Origin of the sequence: Paenibacillus sp. LjRoot153, from assembly GCF_964253085.1 — a bacterium.
In the GTDB taxonomy this organism is placed as follows: domain Bacteria; phylum Bacillota; class Bacilli; order Paenibacillales; family NBRC-103111; genus Paenibacillus_E.
This window is the reverse complement of sequence record NZ_CAXUQH020000001.1, coordinates 3,412,493-3,434,887: the sequence shown is the minus strand read 5'-3', so window position 1 is coordinate 3,434,887 and position 22,395 is coordinate 3,412,493. Positions and strand designations below refer to the sequence as shown.

The following is a 22,395-nucleotide window of genomic DNA, read 5'->3' as shown; positions in this document are numbered from 1 at the left end:
CTTCCCCTTAATTACATTCAGTTCACATTTCTAGATCCATCTTGTTTAATAAATACAATTGACAGGTAAAAACACATGGATTATATTCGTTGTACATACAAAATAAGAGGAGAACAAAATATGGCTAACAAACCTCAAGTAACAGATACGGATGACAATGAAGCTTTTTTGCATCAATGCTTATACTTCACGACTAATCGGCTAAGTCGGGTAATTAGCCGAATGGCCGACGATGCATTTGCAACAACAGGGCTTGCACCTGCTTACGGTTATTTACTCAGACTGGTTGTTGCAAAACCTGGAATTCCTCAGAAAGAGCTTTCAGAAAAGCTCTATATTACGCCCTCTACTCTCACCAGATTTATCGATAAGCTGGAAAACAAACGACTCGTGGAGCGCCAAGTAAAGGGAAAAACTGTACTCGTCTTTCCCACGGAAAAAGCTATTGAACTCGAGCCATCAATTCGTGCAGCTTCGAAGGAGCTTCTTCGGACTTATAAGGCTATTCTTGGAGATGAAATCGCTACAATATTGACTCAATCTTTGGAATCAGCCAGTGAGAAATTAGAAATATAAGATGAGGTGTAGATTATGAACCAAACAACTAGCAAGTTTTATTACGGCTGGATTATTGTCTTGCTAACGTTTGTCACATTACTTGTGTCAGCAGGCATACGTTCCATGCCAAGCGTCTTGATGATCCCTTTCCAAGAAGAATTCGGTTGGAGCCGAGGGGCTATATCAAGTGTTGCCTCTATCGGAATTTTACTATATGGACTTGTTGGTCCGTTTTCTGCAGCACTGTTATTGCGCTTCGGTATCCGCAAGGTTGTATTGCTCGCATTGTCCGTTCTAGGTGCTAGCCTTGCCGTCACGCCGCTTATTAATTCCTTATGGCAGTTCGATTTGCTGTGGGGAGTCGTTTCCGGACTTGCAAGTGGAATGATGGCCAACGTGCTTGGTATCACTGTCAGCAATCTATGGTTCGTCAAACGTAAGGGGCTCGTAGTTGGCATACTAACAGCAAGTGCGGCAACGGGTCAGTTACTATTTCTCCCATTAATTGCAAAGGTAACTTCCGATTACGGTTGGCGGTATGCGATGTATGCAGCGGTAGCCGCTATCGTAGTTGTCTTTATTCTGGTAGCCATATGGATGAAGAATAATCCTTCAGATGTTGGTGCAGCGCCTTACGGTACCACAGAGGTTGTAAAGCCAGAGCCTTTCAGGGGTAATGTATTTCTTACCCCTATCCAGAACCTCGTTATTGCAAGTAAAAATAAAACATTTTGGCTGCTCGCGGGCACCTTCTTCATTTGTGGATTCTCGACAAATGGTTTGATAGGCACACACCTCATTGCCGCTTGCGGAGATTACGGGATGATGGAAGTCGCCGCTGCCGGACTTCTAGCCATGATGGGCGCTTTTGATTTATTCGGAACAACGATATCTGGCTGGTTAACTGACCGATTCGACAGCCGCTGGCTACTTTTCTGGTACTACGGTCTGCGCGGTTTATCCCTCATATTTTTACCGTATGCATTGGCTACTACTCCGTACATGCTAGTCGTGTTCTCGGTATTTTACGGACTCGATTGGATCGCAACCGTACCGCCAACTGCTAAACTTGCAGGAGAAACTTTCGGTAAAGAAAAATCTGGCATGATATTCGGCTGGATTGTAGTGGCTCATCAGATCGGTGCCTCCTTTGCCGCGTACGGTGCAGGTTTAATGCGTGACTGGCTTGGCAGCTACTCGCAAGCTTTCTTCATTGCTGGTCTTACCTGCTTCATTGCCGCTTTATTCGCTATTCGTATACAGCGACAACTTACAAAACACAAAGAACAGGCCGTACTGTTGTAAAACCCTTATATGTAGTCGCTCAAGCATAGGCACTGCCGTATAAGCAGCTAGGGGAGTTTTCAACACAATGACTAATTCCCTAGCTGTCGAATACGAATCCAACAAGCACATTTGCATGAACCCGTGTTTTCTGGGCTTCGTCAAAATCTGGCAGCGTGCTAATTAATTCACTACCTCCGATACCGTACCTGCAGGCGGCTCATATGTGGTCATCTGACGGAACGCGATGCCTCTAGCTCCCATTAACTCGCTAACTTTCTCATGATCCTTCGGATACCCCCGATGAAACACGATCTCTGTCACCCCGCTGTTAGCTAGCATATTGGCACAGGTCCAGCAAGGTTGATCCGTCACATAAACGGTAGAACCCTCACGATCTTCCCGATCGGTAAACAGCAACAAATTCTGTTCCGCATGAATAGTGCGAATACAACGGTGCTTCCTTACGACTTCCTCTACTTCAGCAACGACCTTCAGCTCGATTTCCTCAACAAGCATACAACCTGCTTCCGTGCAGTCCGCTACGCCCATCGGTGCGCCATTATACGCTGTTCCAAGCAGCTTTTTCCCTTGAACAAGTACCGCTCCAACATGTCTACGATTACACCGCGAGCGTGTGGAGGCCATATAGGCAATATCGAGGAAATACGTATCCCAATCTTTCCGGATGTTCATGATGATTGACTCCCTCCTGCTGACTAGGTTTTCATTTACTATTCTCGAAGTTAAAACTATTTCTAGTATTTTCTCATATTTCGTTAGAAATGAAAAGATGAGCTAGATTGAACCCACAAACAATAGCCCTTTTAGCTTCTCGAACATTTTCTCTCCGATTCCTTTCACTTCCATAAGTTCTTCGACTCGCTTGAAGCGTCCCTTCTTCGAACGGTACTCGAGAATGGCTTTGGCTTTACTTTCGCCGATCCCAGGCAGTTTATCTAACTGCTCTAATGTAGCGGTGTTTAAATCTAGAAGTCCATTCTGAGCTCCAGTCGATGGAGGTGCAGTTGACGGTGGAAGTGCAGAACTAGCAGCGGAGGTTGAAGGAGGCTCCGAGGAAGGCGGAGTTTGCGTGTTCGTTCCCATAGAGGTTGGTGGTGAGGATATCATTTCTGCTGATGATGATGTTCCATTCGAACTCGCCTTTGGCGTTACTTTCGTTTTTTCAGTAACAACTGGCCCAGCTTTCCCTAGTTCTGCTTTTCTCTCATTCTCCCCTTGCAAAAGCAATTCTTCCATCTGCGAATTGATCGGCATGAATGCTGTTTGAATGATTGGCTGTCCACCACGGATAAATGGCCACACAACCCAGACAAAAAGCGAGACAGCGCCAAGAATCAACAGGATTCTCTTTATTTTATTTCCAAAAAAATCCACATACTACCTTCTTTCTTAGCATATTTGCGTTTGGGCAACCATATACATGAAAAAGCGTCCCAATGACTACACGACTAGTCACTATTCAAATGCGACGATGCTTGGATCTCTATCCATGCCATTCATGGCTGAGCGACCACGATTATAGGTTGGTTTTCGTATACAGACTGATTTTATCGGGAGGGATTACTTGATGAAAGCTGGATTCATCGGTACTGGGAGTATGGGAAGTATACTGATTGAAGCATTCATTCATTCCGGGGCATTCAATCCCGAGCAAATTATCGCTAGCAATCGAACATTACGTAAAGTTGAACTACTTGCGGAGAACTATCCTGGCCTGCAGGTGGCAGAAACGAATCGTGAAGTCGTGCTTGGAAGTGATTTGATTTTCCTATGTGTGAAACCATCTGAATTCAAAAAGGTTATTGATGAAATCAAAGAGGACGTGCTTTCCTCTCAATTTATAATATCCATCACAAGTCCTATTCTGATTAAGCATTTGGAAGGTCTTTTACCAGCTAAAATAAGTAAAATCATACCGAGTATCACGAACTATGTTTTAAGTGGTGCTACGTTATGTATTCATGGAAATCGCATGCAGCCTGAAGATAAAGAATGGCTTGAAAATATTTTCACACATATCTCTACACCAATACGTGTATCTGAGAGCTATACAAGAATTTCATCTGATTTGTCTAGTTGCGGTCCTGCCTTTCTAGCTAGTTTTATTCAAGCATTCATTGATGCGGCTGTGGAGGAAACGGGTATTTCTGCTGAGGAGGCCACATTACTGGCAAGTGAAATGACGTTAGGTACAGGGAAATTACTTACAACGGGAGGCTTTAACCCTGTTAGCTTACAAAAGCGGGTATCTGTTCCTGGAGGCATTACGGCAGAAGGTTTGCGTATTTTGGAAAAGGAACTTTGCGGAGTTTTCTCTCAAGTGATTAGTGCCACGCATACTAAATATGAAGAAGACATCGAGAAGGCTGAGCAGCTCTTTACATTAAAGCAGCAGTAGCCCTCTCAATGCTTATATCTTTATGTTCTTAACCTACAACGATATTGACTAATTTACCCTTCACAACAATCAACTTGCGAACGGCCTTTCCGGCGGTCGCTTCTTTGACTTTGTCGAGTTCAAAAGCCATTTTCTCCATAGCTGCTTCATCTGTATCTTTAGAAATCATAACACGGTCAACGATTTTACCATTGATCTGCACAACGATTTCGATTTCATTATCCACGGTCCATGCTTCATCATAAGCGGGCCATGCTTCATACGTAATGGATTCCACGCCGCCTAATTTCTCCCAAAGCTCTTCTGCTAAATGCGGAGCGATCGGGGAAAGCATTTGCACGAAATTTTTCATCGCTTCTAGTGGTAGACGCTCAGTTTTGTAAGCTTCATTGACGAAAATCATCATTTGGCTAATCGCTGTATTGAAGCGAAGTGCATCAAAATCCTCGGTAATTTTCTTGATCGAACGATGCCACGTACGTTTGAAGCTATCGCTGCCAAGCGTTTCATCCCCGCTAATTTTGGCATGCACCTGACCGTTATCATCAACGAACAGTCTCCACACACGGTTCAAGAAACGGTAGATCCCGTCTACACCCGTTGTATTCCATGGTTTTGTCGCTTCCAATGGTCCCATAAACATTTCATAAATACGAAGCGTATCCGCACCTTGATCACTCACGATGTCATCTGGATTCACAACATTGCCACGTGATTTACTCATCTTCTCCATGTTTTCGCCAAGAATCATCCCTTGGTTAACAAGCTTATGGAAAGGCTCTTTGGTATGCACAAAACCTAGATCATACAGCACTTTATGCCAGAAACGCGCATACAGCAAGTGAAGAACTGCGTGCTCCGCTCCACCAATGTATAGATCAACAGGCAACCATTGCTTTTGCAGCTCATCCGAACAGAAGGCTTGATCATTCTTCGGATCGATGAAACGCAGGTAATACCAGCAGCTTCCTGCCCATTGTGGCATTGTATTCGTTTCACGGCGCGCTTTCATACCCGTTTCTGGATCAATCGTGTTCACCCATTCAGAAACGTTCGCAAGCGGTGATTCTCCTGTACCGGACGGTTTAATTTCATCCACTTGCGGAAGCAATAATGGCAGTTGATCCACAGGAACAGGCTTCATTGTGCCGTCTTCAAGGTGAAGAATCGGAATCGGCTCACCCCAGTAGCGTTGACGGCTGAACAGCCAGTCTCTCAAGCGATACGTTACTTTGCCGCGGCCTTTGCCATTTTGCTCCAACCAAGCGATCATGTGGCTGATGCCTTGTTCAATGTTCAATCCATCGATAGGACCGGAATTCACATGCTTACCATCGCCTGCATAGGCTTCCTTCTCCACATCCCCACCTTGAACAACTTCAATAATCGGCAAATCGAATTGTTTCGCAAATTCCCAGTCGCGTTGATCATGACCTGGTACCGCCATAATCGCGCCAGTACCGTAACCGCCAAGGACATAGTCTGCGATCCAGATTGGTACTTTTGTGTCATTAACCGGATTGATTGCGTAAGCCCCTGTGAATACACCGGATTTGTCTTTCGCCAAATCGGTACGCTCCAAGTCGCTCTTACGTGAAGCTTTCTCTTGATATTCTTTAATCGCAGCTGATTGCGCTTCTGTTGTAATCTGAGCTACAAGCTCATGCTCTGGCGCCAATACACAATAGGTTGCACCGAACAGTGTATCTGGGCGCGTTGTGAAAACAGTTAAGCTTTTCTCAGCATGGCCTTCAATCGCGAATTGAACCTCAGCTCCTGTGGATTTCCCAATCCAGTTGCGCTGCATATCCTTAATACTTTCAGACCAGTCAAGTTCCTCAAGATCTTCAAGCAAACGCTCTGCATACTCCGTAATTCTCAAAATCCACTGACGCATCGGCTTCCGAATAACCGGATGGTTACCACGTTCGCTCAATCCATCAATGACTTCCTCATTGGCCAAAACCGTACCTAACGCCGGACACCAGTTAACTGGAACTTCATCAACGTAAGCAAGTCCTTTATTGTACAACTGGATGAAAATCCACTGCGTCCATTTGTAGTACTCAGGATCCGTCGTACTAATTTCCCGATCCCAATCGTAAGAGAAACCAAGTGATTTAATTTGTCGACGGAACGTATCAATATTTTTCTTTGTAAATTCGCGCGGGTCATTCCCTGTATCGAGGGCGTACTGCTCAGCAGGAAGTCCGAACGCATCCCAGCCCATTGGATGAAGTACGTTAAAGCCTCTCATCCTTTTGAAACGGGAAACGATATCTGTTGCTGTATAACCTTCTGGATGTCCTACGTGCAAGCCTGCGCCTGAAGGATATGGAAACATATCCAAGGCATAGAATTTCGGTTTATCCGAATTTTCCAATACCTTAAATGTTTTCTTCGCATCCCAATAAGCCTGCCATTTGGGTTCAATCGCTTGCGGATTATAGCCCTGTTGTTCTTTCGTTTCTTTCAATTCCTGTGTCATGACCTTCCATGCCTCCTTCAAGTTAATTCTCTGCTCATGTATGCCTATACGCACAAAAAAACCTCACATCGCTAGCGGATATCGCTAGGGACGAGAGGTATAATTCCCGTGGTACCACCCTAGTTAACACAAGGCGTTCTTCACCTGTGTTCACTCTGCCCCTTAACGCGGGTGAGACGATCCAGCTAGCGCATCTGATCTAGGATCAGGCGGTTCACCTTCTAGCTCCGAGGCGAGTTCTCAAGACTAACATCTGTCGGCTCACACCCTAGCTCCGACTCTCTGAAAGATGCTGTACAAGGTACTATTCCTCATCTAAGCTTTCCATACAACTGATTAGCTTTGATTATATGTAAAATAATGCCGCACTGTCAAGCCGAGAGCAAATCCCTTTGGAATTATTTTTTCGCAATAAAGAAAGCACGCTCTGTCTTATCTGTAGGCCTCTCCCACGTAAAGTCAGCAGCTTGAAGAACCTCGCAAAAACCTACTTCGATCAGCATCTGTTCCAGCCACTGCAAAGGATACGCTCTTTGTTCATGCGTCTCATCAATGCGACGGAAGGTTTCCTGCTGGCCACTGTCTTTGACGAAGATCGTTAACTCATGTTCAATCTGAACACGTTCCTCATCTAACTCACTTGTCCAAATGTAAGCAACATCGTCCTCATTTAGAAAAAAGGGCTGAGATTCCGCATAGGCAAACAATTGCTCAGGCGTATGTACATCAAAGAGGAATAACCCACCTGGCTTGAGTCCTGCCCATGTTTGACGGAAAGCATCCACGATGTCCTCTTCCTCTAATAAATAGTTGAGGCTGTCACAAAAAGAGATCGCGACATCGACTTCCTCGCCAAGCTCCCATTCGCGTATATCCTGTTGAATCCAACGAAGACCACCGCCGCGAAGCTGGCTGGGTTGTTCGCTATACTTCTGCTCGGCGACAGCCAACATATCCTCGGACAGATCAATGCCAGTCACCTGAATGCCTTCCGCAGCCAATGGAATCGACAAATTGCCTGTCCCGCAACCTAAATCAACGAGCGTCGCAGGCTTTACGCCAAACCGTTCGAAACCTTCCTTGGCAAAACGAAGCCAGTCTTCATACGGCATGCTGTTCATCAAGCGATCGTACGTGTAGGCGAATTTTTCGTAACTCATCTCAGCCTTGCGTCTCCTCTTGCTTCAGATAGGTCCAGTCCGCTTCCTGATAGATGAGCCCATCTTTCATAAGTTTACCTAAGGCACGTTTGAAAGCGGCTTTACTTAGCCCGAATTTATCTTTAATAATATCTGCCTGCGTTTTATCCGAAAATGGCATCGCATTCCCTGGACGTTCACGCAGCACTTCTAGAATACGATCCGCATCCTCATCGCGTCCTTTTTCCTTAGGAAGCCTCATGGATAGATTAACTCGTCCATCTTCTTCACGGACGAAGGCAATCCTTACATCCACTTGCTCACCTACGCGAAGTAAACGTGTCCGCTCTTGTGGGATGATAAGACCGATGACGCCATACCCAAGAACGCCTGCTTCACAGATCACGAATGTGCCCATTTGTAATGGACGATACACGCGTGCTTTCACCCATTGGTTGGTCCAACTTGAAGGAGCTCGTACACAAAGTGGTGCCAAATCTTCTTCAAGTGCCAACTTGGCGATTAATCGGCCTTGTCGGTCATGCGCAAGTGTTGCAAACACTTTGTCACCTACTTGAGGACGAAGCTCCTCAAGTTCGGGCACGTGCCGATAAGGCAAGAGCAGATGACGCCCTAGACCCATTTCTAAGAAATAGCCGAAACGCGGATGAATATCAACAACCTCTAGAAGCCCTACCTGACCCATGGTCAGAAGCGGACGTTTCATGGTGGCCATGATTCGATCCTGTGTATCGTGGAATAAGAAAACTTCCACTTTATCTCCCGGACTAATGCGATTACCTACGATTTCTGCGTAAGGGAGCAGAAAATCCTGATAACCATCGCTCAGGAAAAAGCCGTTTGGTGGAACTTCCCTTGCTACCTCTAGGGTAACAAGGGATCCTGCTTCCATTCTCATACGCGCTCCACAACTTTAGCATCGGACCAAAGTCTTTCGATGTTATAGTATTCACGGTCATCACGATGGAAAACGTGGAGAACAACATCCCCTAGATCAAGCAGTACCCATCTTGCAGTATCAACGCCTTCAAATCCTCGAATATGAACACCATGTTCGTGCGCTTTTTTACGAGCCTCGCCCGCAATAGCTTGAACTTGTGTTTCCGAATTCCCGTGACAAATAACAAAATAATCAGCGATTAAGGATACGCCTTTCAAATTCAGGCTAACGATATCTGCCGCTTTCTTGTCTTCCGCTGCCTCAACAACGAATGCTAATATTTCTTCTGGGTTTTTACTCATGCAATCATCCTCCATGTCATTAGGTGTGTAGTTTAATTTGTTCCAATAAATCATTCCGCGTCAGAATTGTTAATGGATAAATGCGCTTTCCTTTGGAAATTAAGAAGTTGATCGTGGAGTCAAAACCGGCAATCAACGCGCGTTCAAGACTCGTCTTTGCCAGTTCACGAATAGATTCGACCCCTGGGAAATCACGTCCTGGCTCCATGTAATCCGCCAAGCAAACAATTTTGTCGAGCAGCGTCATCTGTTCTCGCCCAGACGTATGATACCGAATCGCATCTAAAATTTCCTCGTCGACGATTCCGAATTGCGTCTTCGCGATACAAGCCCCTGCGTGTGAATGCCATAGCTCCTTATCGAAAACTAACAAATCTTGTGGCAAATCGTTCTCACGAATAATCTTAGCTTGCTCCCCAATAGGCCAATACTTGCAATAGTCGTGCAAAATCGCTGCAACATCCGCTTTGACCGCATCCCCGCCAAATCGTTCAGCCAGCATGACACTCGTTTCCATCACGCCAAGTGTATGCTGCCAACGCCGCTCCGGCATTTGCTCCTTGACAGCTGCCATGAGGTCTTCACGTTTCATATAAGCCATTCACCTCCATGAAGTGCCCTACCTTATCTGGTACAAGATACCTGACGGGATCTCTTTGCTGCCGCAACGCTCGAATAGCCGTAGATGAAATTTCCACGAGTGGCATTGGTACAAGCATCACTCGGTTTCGAATACGCTCGGGCAGCTGTTGCAGGTCCAGCTCATAACCAGGTCTGGCTAATCCAATAAAATGAATATGCCGCACGATGTCATCGATGCGATGCCACTGCGGCAAATACTGAACCATATCCGCGCCAATAATGTAAGTGAACGCGATGTCCGGATATTGCGATTTCAACAGCTCGATCGTATCGATACTATATGATACGCCGCCTTTGTTAATTTCGATATCGACAGGACGAAAAAAAGGATTGCCTTCTGCAGCCAGGCAAACCATCTCCCAACGCTGCTGGCTCGTTCCCTTCGGGGCATTAGGTTTATGCGGCGGGACGTTCGCTGGCATTAGCCAAACCTCGTCCAAGCCCCCTTCCACCCTCGCACGTTCAGCTGCGATTAAATGACCGGTATGAATGGGATCGAACGTGCCTCCCATAATTCCGACAAGCATACGTCCACCTCATTAGCGCGGCAGTTCAATCTTCTTATTGTCACGCGATTCTTTGTACAACACTACGATTTTACCGATAACCTGAACCAGCTCTGCGCCTGATTTCTCAGCCAGTTCTGTTCCAACTTCTTGGCGATCTTCACCGCTGTTGTTGAGCACGGTGATTTTAATCAACTCACGTACTTCAATAGCCTCTTGAATGTGGCGAATTAAATGCTCGTTTACGCCACCTTTACCAACTTGAAAAATTGGATCTACGTGGTGCGCCAATGAGCGCAAATGTCTCTTCTGTTTGCCTGATAACATGGATGTCCCTCTATTCATTCTTATTCAGTTAATGACTGTTCTACCACCTGTCTCATTGCCGCAACCGGCGCAGGGGTACCCGTCCAATACTCGAAGGCATAAGCGCCTTGATAAATAAACATGCCGAGCCCGCCATGAATGCGAGCCCCTATAGCTTCCGCTTCACGAAGAAATCTCGTGATTCGCGGATTATAAATAAGATCACTAACCAGGTGGTGCGGTCGAAGCAGGTGAAGCGGTAAAGGGAGCTCATCTACGTTAGGATGCATACCAGCCGACGTCGTATTCAGCACGAATTCAACATTGTCCACAACGTTCTCCAACTCGTCCATCCCTAAACCAACGGTTTCGGTGAAGGCGCCAATTGTGGCTGCTAATTCGACAGCACGCTCTTTGGTACGATTCGCGATATAAATACAGCTCGCGCCTTCTTTAGCTAATGCATAGGCCACACCTCTCGCCGCGCCGCCTGCCCCAAGTACAAGAACTCGTTTACCTTTGAGCTCAATTCCCGTCTCTTCTTTCAAAGAACGGACATACCCGATCCCATCTGTATTAAAGCCTTTGAGCTTACCATTTTCATTCACAATGGTATTGACTGCGCCAACGATTAAAGCCCCTTCATCGATCTCATCGAGGTAGTTCATGACATCTACTTTATGTGGAATTGTCACATTCACTCCACGGTATCCTAGTGCCCTAATTCCCCGAACTGCCTCTCCAAGCGCTTCCGGCTTTACGTGAAAAGCTGCATATACCCCATTGATTCCCGATTCCTGGAAAGCACGATTCAACATAATTGGGGAACGAGAATGTCTGATCGGATCCCCGAAAACCCCGTATAGAACTGTATGACTATCGATCGGCGTCACTAGTTTCTCCATGATCTCCCACCATGCCCCCCTAAATCAACGACTCCCGTGTAATGACTTTAATGCCTTTCGGTGCATGAACAGCAAGCCCCGCACCCGCTAAACTATTCACTTTAATCCAGCCTAAACCAGAGATCAGCACATCCATCTGTTTCCCCTTAGGAATGTGCAAGGGATGTTTGACCAGCTTCGGAAGCTCTTCAAGATCCGCCTGCGCCGGAGGCGTCAGCATGACACCCTTGTGTTCTTCATATAACTGATCCGCTCGCTCTAGCTTCGTACGATGAATCTGAATCGCATTCGACGCGAATATCGTGAAGGACTGATGCTCACCTTGGATAAAATCAAAACGAACTAACGCGCCAAAAAATAAGGTTTGTGCCTCATTAAGTTGAAATACCATCGGTTTAAGCGGTTTGTCCGGCATGAGAGGCGTTAAATCACGCTTCTTCACTACCTCTGTTAGACGATGCTTGTACACAATCCCAGGCGTATCAATAATGAATTTCCCGTCATCGAGCGGGATTTTGACTAGATCGAGCGTAGTTCCCGGATATTGCGACGTCGTCAATTCGGCTTCTAGGTCACTATAATCACTGATCAGACGATTAATGAGCGTCGATTTCCCTACGTTCGTTGCACCAACCACGTACACGTCCATGTTGCCACGGTATTCTTGTACAGCCGAAATAACACGATCGAAACCGATGTTTTTCTTCGCACTGCAAAGCACGATATCAACAACCTTGAGGTTCTCTTCCTTGACTCTGCGCTGCACCCAATTAATAATTTTGTTGGCATTCGTCACTTTCGGAAGTAAATCAATTTTGTTAACCACGAGTAGTACGGGATTATTACCAATAAATCGGGCAAGTGAGCTAATCATACTGCCTTCAAAATCAAAAATATCCACGATTTTCACGACTAACGCCTTCGTTTGACCAACATGTCCTAATAATTTCAGGAAATCGTCCTGTTGAAGGGTAATGCTCGAAGATTCATTATAATGCTTAATCCGATAACAGCGCTGGCAAATCAAAGGTTCCTTTTGCAAGGCAGCCTCTGGAATAAAGCCCAGCTTACTTTTGTCTTCTGTTTGCAGCTGAATGCCGCAACCCGCACAATGTTGTATTGTTTCTGTACTCATGAAACCTCCCTATTTCTTCATCCTTGCTAGTGCCCATTTCTCAATTTGGCGGTTCACTTTCGTGAAGAAGCCTTCATCTTTTCTTGAGATGGGTTGAACGAGGATCGTATATAGCCCCATTCGATTGCCGCCAAGCACATCTGTCAGCATTTGATCCCCGATAACAGTAGTCTGTCGCGCATTCGTTCCAAGCAACTTCATCGCTTTATGGAAGGAAGCATTCGTCGGTTTTTTGGCACGGTGAATAAACGGAATGCCCAGTGGCTTAGCAAAAGTCGAAACCCTGTTATGGTGGTTGTTTGACACAATAACAACTTTGAATCCGATCTGCTGCAAATGATTCAGCCATTCTATTAACTCAGGTGTCGCATGTGGATCACGTGCACCGACAAGTGTATTATCAAGATCCGTTATAATTCCGCGAATACCGAATCCCCACAGGTGATTGGCATCAATATCATAAATTGTATGAACAGACTGTCTGGGTACAAGCTTTTTCAGCAAACAAATTCCCTCCAACTGCTTCCTTGACATATACGTGAAACTATATCATAGTGCCTCGTTTGTTGCAAAAAGAAAAGAACATATTTTCCTTCCACATAAGAATTTATAAGTTTCCGATACACGGAGAACAAATTCTTATTGGCGATAAAAACAACATTTAAAACGCGGTCGATCATCCTCGAACGACTTCGATAGAAGTTTTTCTCACTAGGCCCTCGCAGGCAACGGCAACCACTCTAAAACACGCTGAATTTTGAGATCCCAGTAACCCCATTCATGTGTGGCGGGCTCTTCTTCATAAGTAATCTGCAATCCCTGAGCTTGGCAATAATCTCGGAATCGAATGTTATCCTCATACAAAAAGTCTTCCGTGCCACAGCATTGATAGAGCTTAGGTCGTTCTTGTTTACTAGCAACAAGCTGATTAGCGAGATAGAACAAATCGTTTGGGGTATTTTTTATCGTCGTCACATCGCCATAAATCAATTGAAAGTCATTTGGAAAAGCAGTAGCCCTCGTTACGATATCTACGGCACCAGATAAGCTCGCTCCCGCTGCATAACGATTCGGATGCGAAAGTGCCAGTTTCATCGCGCCATATCCCCCCATGGATAGTCCTGCCACGTAGTTCAGCTCTCGCTCTTCGGCTAAAGGAAAGAAGGATCTTGCTAACACAGGTAATTCTTCACTAATGAACTCCCAATACTTCGGACCTGACGCCATATCTGCATAAAAGCTGCGATTAACCGCCGGCATGATGACGGCAATTCCATGCTGAGAAGCATAACGTTCAATGGAGGTTCTCCGCATCCATATGGTATGGTCATCCGACAAGCCATGCAGCAAAAGTAAGGTAGGATGCTTCCCGCCAAAGGCATGCGAGGCTAGTCCAATCTGACTTTTGGCAGCTTGAGGTAATATGACATGCATAGAAGCTGAAACACCAAGGGATTCTGAGTAAAAATGACAATCAATAAACGCCATCTGAATAAATCTCCTCTCATAGGAAGCCACCCTCCTAGATGGGAGAGTGGCTTCGGCTCATCATTTTATTTGTTCTTTTACACGAATAATTAATTGGTTCGCTTGTTGATATTCGACTTCAGACACAGCTGATTGACTGTATTTTGCGCGTTCGAACAGTTCAATTAATGCGTCCAGTTCTTTCTTCATCCATTTGCTCTGAGTTGACCACCTGGTTGTTGCTTCACGTACCGTTTCGTACTCGTATCGCGTGTATCCTTTACGACGGCAAGCACGGAGCATTCTTTCAAATTCAACGATAATTTTCTGATTGAAATTCACGACTTGCAGCTGTTTCCTGCGAGCACGCCAATTATGCCACGCTTCACTTCTTACTAAGAAAAATACAGCGACTGATAGAAGACCAACGCCAACTACACTACTTAATGTCAGCCAGAGCCATGTGAAACTTGGCGCTTCTGTTGTTTCTTCAGGCAGTGTGCTAGTTTCTGTGTCTGTAGGTAAATCTTCTACGACAGGTGTTGCTTCAGGGAATACATTAGGCAGCACAAAGCCTGAGGTTGGCTCAAAGGATATCCAGCCAAAGCCTTCAAAGTAAACTTCTACCCATGAGTGCGCATCTGAGTTGCGAACTGTATAAGTGCCTGCGCCATCTAAATCAATCGTTGCACCTAACTGGCTCAAGATACCCTGCTCCCGAATGTCATCCGCAATCGACGAAGCTCCTGAGGAGTATCCCTTCACCCAGCGAGTAGGCAATCCAAGCGATCGTGTGAGTACTGCCATTGCTGTCGAGTAGTAGTCACAATATCCTTGCTTCACTTCGAATAAGAAACGATCCACGAAATCTTTGCTCTTCCCTTTCGTTTCATCCGGTGTATTCGTATAAGGATAATGTTCGGATAAATACTTCTCAATCAGCTTAGCTTTATCATAGGGATTGGTCGCAGTCTTCGTAATATCAAGCGCTAACTGCTTCACACGCTCAGGTAAATCAACAGGCACTTGTAAATATTCTGCCCATTCCGGCTTGTTGGCAAAATCTTGCTGCGTTTGCCGCAGTAGATCTTCCTCTAAAATCGGCTCTTGGACAACGATCGAATAGTCTTTCGGATAATTAGAACGTCCCGTAAATCGAAGTTCCGATTGTCGGGGTGTCCAAATGATTCTTTGGAACGGGTTCTCACCTTGATTGATTTCAACGATTTTCTGAATAGCATAGCCCCCGAATAATACCGGGAATGTCTCCTCTCGATCCATCACAACGCTTTGTGTAACTTCTTGCGTTTTCAATAGGGACACATCAAATCGTGGATCTAATGGTAACGGATTTAAATTTACCCGATACGCAGGTAATCTCTTCTCCGTTGGCCCAAGCTCCCATCCTTTACCGTTGTACATCGATCGAGTTTCCCCACGGAAGTAGGTACGTTTGGTAGATTCAATGGTCATTACCGGTGTGTAATCAAACCGAAACCCGCCACCGAGTCGACTGTCATCTCGGCTATAGCCAGATGAGGCATCTGCGGTCGATGTAGCAATGCTAACGCCTTTACCAAGCAAAGGCACCGATTCCCCACGACTTACTTTCCAAGCTGTGTAAGGATCTGTCAGTATGGGATTTACTGTCGGAGCAAATACGCCAGCTAAAGTAATCACACCAATTAGAATAAGAATAGGAACGGTAAAAGAAGACGGGTAATCGGAAATCGTTTCCCAAACGTCTGGGGCTTTCTTCTTCAATTGGGAGAAATGTCTTACAATTAAGAGCAAAAATCCACAAAGTAGAATCATCGCCACTTGAGGCCATAGAAAAATCGTACTGAAGGAATCACGAACAGCGAAAAACAAAATACTTACAAAGATAAGGACAACAATGCGGAATCGTGATTGAACGGACCACATTGCGAATAAATAAATGATCCATGCTCCCAAGCTAAACCAAATATAAGGTTCGAACTGCCCCGCGTTAAGTCCAATGAAGCGAAGCGCTTCTTTCCAGTTTGTAATATGTACAGCTACCCAATGATAGCCCATGCCCAAACCATGAAACCAGATAATGATAACGAATTGGAGAAACCCTCGCCATCCGTCCTTTATTTTGGGAATACAGTAGGTCGCTGTAGTGAGGACTAAGGTCCAGGTAACGAACGAAACCGTCTCTGGAAGCCACAAGCCATCTTCTTTCATAATCCAAATCAAAAATTGGTAAAGGAATATCCCTACGAATATCGCAGAAACACGCATCGCCCAATCTTTGAGCAGGATTCTGCTCCACCATGTGTTAGGCATACCGTTTCGCCCCTCCCAGAAGGTTAGGCAAGTCCGTTAATTGACTTACTTCATACCCCATATAACCTTGCGAGCGAATGGCCTTAATATAATCCTCATGTGAGGAAATGTGTTCCACCCCTTGTGGGCCTAAAGCTTGATCTGCTTGGGTATGAACCCAAATATGACATGGCTTCATTTGAAGCAGCGCCATTTGCTGAAACATCTGCAGCATTGCGCTCCCTTTTTGCGGAGAAATGAGCACAATTAAACTGCCAGCTGGCCAATCCTGTGAGCGCTCCTTCATAATCTGGCTGAGTGATTGATACCCATCCGCATCAACACCAACGAGATGTTTAACAATTTCCTTGTAATGATGCTGACTGTGCTTCGGTTCAAAATAAGTAAACTCCTTGCCGATCGACAGTAAGCCAAGCGACATTTCGCGTCCAGTTCCGTATCGGAACAGGGAAGCTGCAACAGACACCGCTAGTTCAAATTCGGCCGCATCTCGGTAAGCTCGAGCAGTTCGGTCCAGTAGAACGATGGTTTTCGGCAAAGATTCTCGCTCGAACTCCTTCGATTTCCAAGTTCCTGTCTTCGCCGTCGCGTTCCAGTGAATACGCGAAAGTCGATCGCCATAAATGTATTCACGCACTCCATTTATTTGTGTTGTTTCGCGGTGTGCACTCGTCGCTGTTGAGTGATGCTGCATGCCTTTGAGCATTTGATGAAATTGCGCCCATTCGCGGATCGTAACAGTCTGCGGATACACAGTAATCGGCTGTTGCAGATCTAATCGGCCCTTATGCTGAAAAAAGCCGAAAATATCTTCAGTTAAGCATTCGGTTTCTCCGAAACGATAGTACCCTCGCCGAAGTGGCGGCGTGCTATACGTGAATTCACCCCGACGTTTCCAGTCTGGAACGATCGATCCTTCGAAAACAGATTCTTCCCCATTCTGACGTATAAGCTGATCTTTAATCATCACGTAGGGAACTGGCCAATAGCCTGGTAATTGGACACCGAGCTGAATTTGTAAAGATTGTCCTGCCTCCAGTTTGGCTTCTACGCTTGCATTGGTAAGCTTCCGCGTCCCTTGCACACGTCTGATGCCGCTCCAATTCCCAGATAGTAAATAGACAGTTAAAAATGTCATCGTAATGAACAACATGGAAGCCAGCTTTCCACCTTGAAATAGCATGAATAACAAACTAGCCGCCAAGCAAGTTACAAGTAGCCAAAAAGCTGCCGGAAGCCGGGTGAGTTCCCCGAATCGTTTGAATACCGGTCGTTTCATAGGCTCACTTCTCCAATCTGACCGGAACCCGTACTTGCTCAAAAATCGTCGCGAGCACAGAGGCTATGCTGACACCATCCATGCGCGCTTCCATTTGAAGGATCATACGGTGACCCAATACAAAAGGAGCTAAATATTTAATATCATCTGGGATGACATAATCGCGACCATGTATGAAGGCATACGCTTTAGATGCTAACACTAATGACAGTGTAGCCCTTGGACTCGCACCGAGGAAGACCGCGTGATGTTCCCGTGTTTTTCTCGAAATCGTAACTAAGTAATCAGCCACTGCTTCATCCAAATGCACATGGCGAACCTGCTCTTGAATCTCAAGCACTTGCTTCGTATCCACAATGGCATGCAGCGCTTCCATCGGATGTACCTTGCTTTGGGAAGCTATCATCATTTTCTCGGCAGCTTCACTTGGGTAGCCTAAGCTCAACTTGATCATAAATCGATCTAATTGTGCCTCTGGCAATGTATACGTACCCTCAAAATCAATCGGATTCTGAGTTGCTAGCATGAGGAACGGGGATGGCAGTTCATGCAAATCACCATCTACCGTAATATGTTGTTCTTCCATCGCTTCAAGAAGAGCTGATTGTGTTTTGGTCGTCGCACGGTTGATCTCATCAACAAGTAAAATATTGGTCATAATTGGCCCAGATCGGAAAAGAAACTTCTCTTCTTTGGGGTGATATATAGATACGCCAGTTATATCTGTTGGCAATAAGTCCGGGTTACATTGAATACGGCGAAATTGCCCGTTAATAGATTTCGCCAGCGCTTTAATGAGTACAGTTTTACCTGTCCCTGGAACATCCTCAAGCAGAACATGACCACCTGCCAACATCGCAGTAAGCAACAATTCAATTTCGGCACTTTTGCCAAGAATACATGATTCTAAATTTGCTTTTAGCCTAGCTAGTACTTCTACATGATGCTGGGTGGCAGTTTCCATGTGTTGATCCTCCTTAGAGTTTTGCTTGCAAAACTTGCTTCGTAAGCACTACTGAGTTTTCGTAGACAGCTTGTATGCGTAAACATCGCTTTTTTGTACGAACCTATTTCATCTTCTGTTTCGCTCAGAAAACAAACAAAATGTACGTAATTCTAGTTTACAGGAAAGTATTTCTTCCGTATACTTGTAAATCCTCTAAAGTTATTTGTTAAAATTACCCACGCAACTGAGCTCAGGATGAATTGCGGCAAAGGTAAGGAGGATAAAAGGTTGTTTGATTACGAAAGTGGAGGAAATGGGTGGATTTTCCGGCGATTTTGGTGAGTAAGTGAGCTGCGCATGTGGCGTTTGAAACGGGGCTAACTGAGGGAGTTGGGTGTGCTCCGATTGGGGTTTTGAGTGCAGCTAGATGAGGCATTTTTGGATTAGATGTAAAATGTACACGAAATAGAAAAAGACGCCTTTTGGGCGTCATTTTCACACACTGTTCGGCCTTTCCGCTCATGAAGCTTCAACCCTTGGGTTTCACAAACAAAGCAGCTAAAAAGGAGAAGATGATCGCGGCGGAAATCCCCGCACTGGTCACCTTGAAAATACCTGTAATAATGCCTATATAGCCATCCTTATGCAGCTCTTCTAATGCACCATGAACAAGGGCATTCCCGAAGCTCGTGATTGGCACCGTTGCACCAGCGCCAGCAAAGGCAATCAACGGCTCATATAAATTGCAGCCATCGGCGATGGCACCAAGAACAACCAACGTGCTCATGGTGTGGGCTGGTGTTAATTTGCCAACGTCCATCATCAGCTGCCCCAGCACACAGATGGCTCCTCCAACAACAAATGCCCAAAAAAAGCTCATACGTATAAACCTCCAGACTCTATGGAAACAGCATGTGCGATACAGGGTATACTTTCACCTTGTTGGAATGAAATTGGTGAAAGTAAGGCTCCTGTCGCGACAACGAGGATTCGCTTCAATTCTCCTTTTGCCATGCGCTTTAACAAGTGCCCATAGGTAACCGTAGCAGAGCAGCCGCAACCACTTCCCCCTGCTTGAACCGTTTGTGTTTCTCGATCAAAGATCATTAATCCACAATCACTATAGGTTGTCTGCTCGATTGGGAACTGATGCTTCTGGAAGAGCTCGCGTGCAATGCTCGTTCCTACTGTAGCTAGATCGCCTGTTACGATGAGATCGTAATAGGAGGGGTCGCGATTCAATTCGCGGCAATGTGTTTGGATCGTATCCACTGCGGCAGGCGCCATCGCAGCGCCCATATTAAACGGATCCGTGATCCCCATATCCACGACGCGTCCGATCGTGGCCGCGGTGACGACCGGGCCGTCACCGGACTTCCCGAGCACGGCGACACCAGCGCCAGTGACGGTGTACTGCGCCGTCGGCGGCTTCTGCGACCCATATTCCGTTGGATAACGGAATTGCTTCTCCGCCGTGCAGTTATGGCTGCACGTGCCAGCCATGACATAGTTGGCTGCGCCAGAATCCACCAGTTGAGCGGCTAGCGCAAGCCCTTCCATCGACGTAGAGCAAGCACCGAATATCCCTAGATAGGGGATATTCAGTGTCCGCGCAGCGAACGTGTTGGAGATGATCTGATTCATCAGATCCCCTCCAACATAGAATTGGATTTGGCCGTCGGTAAGACCGGCTTTGGCCAGTGCAAGCTGAGCAGCTTCCTCCAGCAACGCTTTCTCTGCTTTTTCCCACGTTTTTTGACCAATTGTCAGATCACCATGAACGATATCAAAATCTTCATTGAGCGGTCCTTTTCCTTCATCAGGACCCACTATAGTGCCTGTTGAAAGAATGACAGGCCGATTTTCAAAAAGCCAGCTTTGGTGTCCCTTCAGCATCTCGTCAGCCCCCCGTGAAGATCAGATGTGCAATCCCTACAAAAAAGGCCGCCACTGTTCCGAAAACGATGACTGAACCCGCTAATTTAAACATATTACCGCCAACACCAAGAACGAGTCCCTCTGCACGATGCTCAATAGCAGCGGAACAGAGGGAGTTCGCAAAACCAGTAACCGGGACAGAGCTTCCGCCACCTGCCCACTGTGCGATTTTGTCGTAAATACCTAAGCTTGTTAAGATAACCGAGATAATAATCATGACAGCAACGGTCGGATTGCCGGCGGTCTTTTCTGTAAATCCAAACCAATTTATGAACATATGCATAAAGCATTCACCAATCAAGCAGATTGTCCCACCTACCAGAAAGGCTCTGCCGCAATTTTTGAGTACAGGTCTTTTGGGTTCTTGCTGCTTAGCTAATTTTTGGTACTCCTGTTGTGTCATTGTTAAGTTTTTCTTCTTGTTGTTAGGCATGACTTACTCCTATTCCCTCAAAACCTAAGCTCTGAGAATCGTATGTACCTGCTGGATAATTTTAGTTAACTGAATGGAACATCTTTCATACATCTGTTTCGCCTCAGAATTGTGCGTCGTTAACGAGTACAGCTCCAGGTCTGCTTCACATTTCTTCAAGCACGCAAGTACGGCAGGTCGATCGGTAGATGCCGGAATTACTATTTTGTCATCAAAAAGGTCAATGGTTAATTCACCATGCGTATCGACCTGTCCAAGAAATACATTTTCTTTCGCAACACCTAACTTTTCAAGCTCATCTTGCAGCCAGCCTCTACTTTTACCAGCGTCAGCTAAGAGCTCATTTTGAATAACACCGTCCATTATAACGGCTTGAGTTGGTTTCTCTATGGCCATCTTTAGCCCTATATGCTTAGGTGTTAAAGGTTGATTCTCACTCTTCAGTAGAATACTCAAATCACCACTGGACTCCAGAATCGCGAATTCCACATCCGCCACCCGAAATACACCTTTTGTACGCAACTGTTCGAGTAATTCATCACCTGTGTAGCGTTCCTTTTTTAAATTCCCCTCCAAAATCTTGCCATCCTTAATGAGAACTCTGCCATTGCCTTCGAACCAGACTCGAAGGGTTTTGCTCTTTAACGTCAATATTTCCAGCACTAATGGCACAAACACCCATATTAGAATCGCGATAACACCATGAACATAATTTGCTTCGACGTCAGTCGAGATGTTCCCAGCCAAATCCCCAAGTGTTATTCCAATGACATATTCAAAGAAAGTGAGCTGAGAAATTTGTTTTTTACCTAGGATCCGCGTCAATACAAACAGAAACATCAAGGTACTTAATGCTCTTATCGCAATAAGTATCCAGTCCGGCACATCATTCCTCCCCCTTCTCCAGCTTTCAATATCTACATTATGTGCCATTTGAACCCTAACTATTATTGCTCTAAATTGGATTTATTTGTTAACATGAGCCACTTACAATGCGGGCATATTAACAACCGCAAACCAAAGCAGATGCCATACATCTGTTTTAATCCATGCTCACAAATGAAGAGGAGTGTTTACGATATGACAGTAGCAGCACAAGTTAAAACCACCTTGGCATCGTTAAAGAGTGCCCAAGCCAGCCTTGAAACCTTCGCCCTAAGCACGCAAAATCAAGAGGCCAAGCAATTATATGAGACTGCGGCCCAATCGACCCAACAAATCGTTGATCAAGTTGCCACTCGCGTCCAGCAATTAGAAAATGAAGAACCGCAATACAAAGGCTTTTAACGCCAAACAGCCGCTGCATTAAATCGCAGCGGCTGTTTATTCTTTTTCATACTAACAAACAAAGAAATATAATTAGCAATACAA

General features: G+C 45.6%; 24 protein-coding genes and 1 other annotated feature. Of the genes, 4 read left to right on the top strand and 20 right to left on the bottom strand.

All coding sequences use genetic code 11. The features are described 5' to 3' along the window. The first annotated feature begins 120 nt into the window (after positions 1–120). Both ACSQ8P_RS14310 and ACSQ8P_RS14305 read left to right on the top strand, forming a co-directional pair. On the top strand, positions 121–576 hold the full coding sequence (locus ACSQ8P_RS14310) for a MarR family winged helix-turn-helix transcriptional regulator (RefSeq protein ID WP_436235812.1): 456 nt from the start codon (positions 121–123) through the stop codon (positions 574–576). Positions 577–591: 15 nt separating this feature from the next. Beyond that, on the top strand, positions 592–1,863 hold the full coding sequence (locus tag ACSQ8P_RS14305) for an MFS transporter (RefSeq protein ID WP_436235811.1): 1,272 nt from the start codon (positions 592–594) through the stop codon (positions 1,861–1,863). Positions 1,864–2,025: 162 nt separating this feature from the next. Here the strand turns inward: ACSQ8P_RS14305 and ACSQ8P_RS14300 are convergent, their stop codons facing one another. Both ACSQ8P_RS14300 and ACSQ8P_RS14295 read right to left on the bottom strand, forming a co-directional pair. Continuing rightward, positions 2,026–2,538, bottom strand: coding sequence for a deoxycytidylate deaminase (locus ACSQ8P_RS14300; protein ID WP_436235810.1), 513 nt, complete (start codon positions 2,536–2,538; stop codon positions 2,026–2,028). A gap of 102 nt (positions 2,539–2,640) precedes the next feature. Beyond that, the gene (locus tag ACSQ8P_RS14295; protein ID WP_436235809.1) at positions 2,641–3,240 is read right to left on the bottom strand and encodes a ComEA family DNA-binding protein; all 600 of its coding nucleotides are present in this window, start codon (positions 3,238–3,240) and stop codon (positions 2,641–2,643) included. A gap of 193 nt (positions 3,241–3,433) precedes the next feature. Here ACSQ8P_RS14295 and comER point away from each other — a divergent pair, with 193 nt between their 5' ends. After that, positions 3,434–4,264, top strand: coding sequence for a late competence protein ComER (gene comER, locus ACSQ8P_RS14290; protein ID WP_436235808.1), 831 nt, complete (start codon positions 3,434–3,436; stop codon positions 4,262–4,264). A 28-nt stretch (positions 4,265–4,292) separates the two neighbouring features. Here the strand turns inward: comER and leuS are convergent, their stop codons facing one another. From leuS to ACSQ8P_RS14200, 18 genes are all read right to left on the bottom strand, one after another. Continuing rightward, on the bottom strand, positions 4,293–6,752 hold the full coding sequence (leuS, locus tag ACSQ8P_RS14285; RefSeq protein ID WP_436235807.1) for a leucine--tRNA ligase: 2,460 nt from the start codon (positions 6,750–6,752) through the stop codon (positions 4,293–4,295). An 83-nt stretch (positions 6,753–6,835) separates the two neighbouring features. Then, positions 6,836–7,079 (bottom strand) — a binding site (T-box leader). 71 nt (positions 7,080–7,150) lie between these two features. Further along, the gene (locus ACSQ8P_RS14280; protein WP_436235806.1) at positions 7,151–7,912 is read right to left on the bottom strand and encodes a class I SAM-dependent DNA methyltransferase; all 762 of its coding nucleotides are present in this window, start codon (positions 7,910–7,912) and stop codon (positions 7,151–7,153) included. Position 7,913: 1 nt separating this feature from the next. Then, positions 7,914–8,810 carry a CvfB family protein gene (locus ACSQ8P_RS14275; protein ID WP_436235805.1) on the bottom strand — a complete coding sequence of 299 codons (897 nt, stop codon included), beginning with the start codon at positions 8,808–8,810 and terminating at the stop codon, positions 7,914–7,916. Next, positions 8,807–9,154, bottom strand: a complete 348-nt coding sequence (gene rsfS / locus ACSQ8P_RS14270; RefSeq protein WP_028557974.1) for a ribosome silencing factor — start codon at positions 9,152–9,154, stop codon at positions 8,807–8,809. The genes ACSQ8P_RS14275 and rsfS overlap by 4 nt, the downstream gene beginning before the upstream one ends. 19 nt (positions 9,155–9,173) lie before the next feature. After that, the gene (gene yqeK, locus ACSQ8P_RS14265) at positions 9,174–9,746 is read right to left on the bottom strand and encodes a bis(5'-nucleosyl)-tetraphosphatase (symmetrical) YqeK (protein ID WP_436235804.1); all 573 of its coding nucleotides are present in this window, start codon (positions 9,744–9,746) and stop codon (positions 9,174–9,176) included. Next, positions 9,736–10,323, bottom strand: a complete 588-nt coding sequence (locus ACSQ8P_RS14260) for a nicotinate-nucleotide adenylyltransferase (protein ID WP_436235803.1) — start codon at positions 10,321–10,323, stop codon at positions 9,736–9,738. Before ACSQ8P_RS14260 ends, yqeK begins: the two co-directional genes overlap by 11 nt. A 12-nt stretch (positions 10,324–10,335) precedes the next feature. Further along, complete coding sequence (gene yhbY, locus ACSQ8P_RS14255; protein ID WP_436239525.1) at positions 10,336–10,629, bottom strand: ribosome assembly RNA-binding protein YhbY; 294 nt, start codon at positions 10,627–10,629, stop codon at positions 10,336–10,338. A gap of 20 nt (positions 10,630–10,649) precedes the next feature. Continuing rightward, on the bottom strand, positions 10,650–11,513 hold the full coding sequence (aroE, locus tag ACSQ8P_RS14250) for a shikimate dehydrogenase (RefSeq protein ID WP_436235802.1): 864 nt from the start codon (positions 11,511–11,513) through the stop codon (positions 10,650–10,652). 19 nt (positions 11,514–11,532) lie between these two features. Next, positions 11,533–12,648, bottom strand: coding sequence for a ribosome biogenesis GTPase YqeH (gene yqeH / locus ACSQ8P_RS14245; RefSeq protein WP_436235801.1), 1,116 nt, complete (start codon positions 12,646–12,648; stop codon positions 11,533–11,535). 9 nt (positions 12,649–12,657) lie between these two features. Beyond that, positions 12,658–13,152 (bottom strand): YqeG family HAD IIIA-type phosphatase, encoded by a 495-nt coding sequence (locus ACSQ8P_RS14240; RefSeq protein ID WP_200963571.1) that lies wholly within the window; start codon positions 13,150–13,152, stop codon positions 12,658–12,660. 207 nt (positions 13,153–13,359) lie between these two features. Next, positions 13,360–14,136: an alpha/beta hydrolase gene (locus ACSQ8P_RS14235; protein ID WP_436235800.1), complete on the bottom strand. Its 777-nt coding sequence runs from the start codon at positions 14,134–14,136 to the stop codon at positions 13,360–13,362. 60 nt (positions 14,137–14,196) lie between these two features. Further along, complete coding sequence (locus ACSQ8P_RS14230; protein WP_436235799.1) at positions 14,197–16,428, bottom strand: DUF4129 domain-containing transglutaminase family protein; 2,232 nt, start codon at positions 16,426–16,428, stop codon at positions 14,197–14,199. Next, positions 16,421–17,707, bottom strand: a complete 1,287-nt coding sequence (locus ACSQ8P_RS14225; protein WP_436235798.1) for a DUF58 domain-containing protein — start codon at positions 17,705–17,707, stop codon at positions 16,421–16,423. The genes ACSQ8P_RS14230 and ACSQ8P_RS14225 overlap by 8 nt, the downstream gene beginning before the upstream one ends. Before the next feature lie 4 nt (positions 17,708–17,711). Then, complete coding sequence (locus ACSQ8P_RS14220) at positions 17,712–18,671, bottom strand: AAA family ATPase (protein WP_436235797.1); 960 nt, start codon at positions 18,669–18,671, stop codon at positions 17,712–17,714. 511 nt (positions 18,672–19,182) lie between these two features. Continuing rightward, entirely contained in the window at positions 19,183–19,533 is a 351-nt protein-coding gene (spoVAE, locus tag ACSQ8P_RS14215) for a stage V sporulation protein AE (protein WP_068670930.1), read from the bottom strand. Beyond that, positions 19,530–20,549 (bottom strand): stage V sporulation protein AD, encoded by a 1,020-nt coding sequence (gene spoVAD, locus ACSQ8P_RS14210; RefSeq protein WP_436235796.1) that lies wholly within the window; start codon positions 20,547–20,549, stop codon positions 19,530–19,532. The genes spoVAE and spoVAD overlap by 4 nt, the downstream gene beginning before the upstream one ends. Positions 20,550–20,553: 4 nt before the next feature. After that, a complete protein-coding gene (gene spoVAC, locus ACSQ8P_RS14205) occupies positions 20,554–21,024 on the bottom strand; it encodes a stage V sporulation protein AC (protein WP_436235795.1) in 471 nt (156 codons plus the stop codon). Between the two features lie 24 nt (positions 21,025–21,048). Beyond that, the gene (locus tag ACSQ8P_RS14200) at positions 21,049–21,957 is read right to left on the bottom strand and encodes a DUF421 domain-containing protein (RefSeq protein WP_436235794.1); all 909 of its coding nucleotides are present in this window, start codon (positions 21,955–21,957) and stop codon (positions 21,049–21,051) included. A gap of 147 nt (positions 21,958–22,104) precedes the next feature. Here ACSQ8P_RS14200 and ACSQ8P_RS14195 point away from each other — a divergent pair, with 147 nt between their 5' ends. Beyond that, entirely contained in the window at positions 22,105–22,311 is a 207-nt protein-coding gene (locus ACSQ8P_RS14195) for a DUF1657 domain-containing protein (RefSeq protein WP_436235793.1), read from the top strand. Positions 22,312–22,395: the final 84 nt, after the last annotated feature.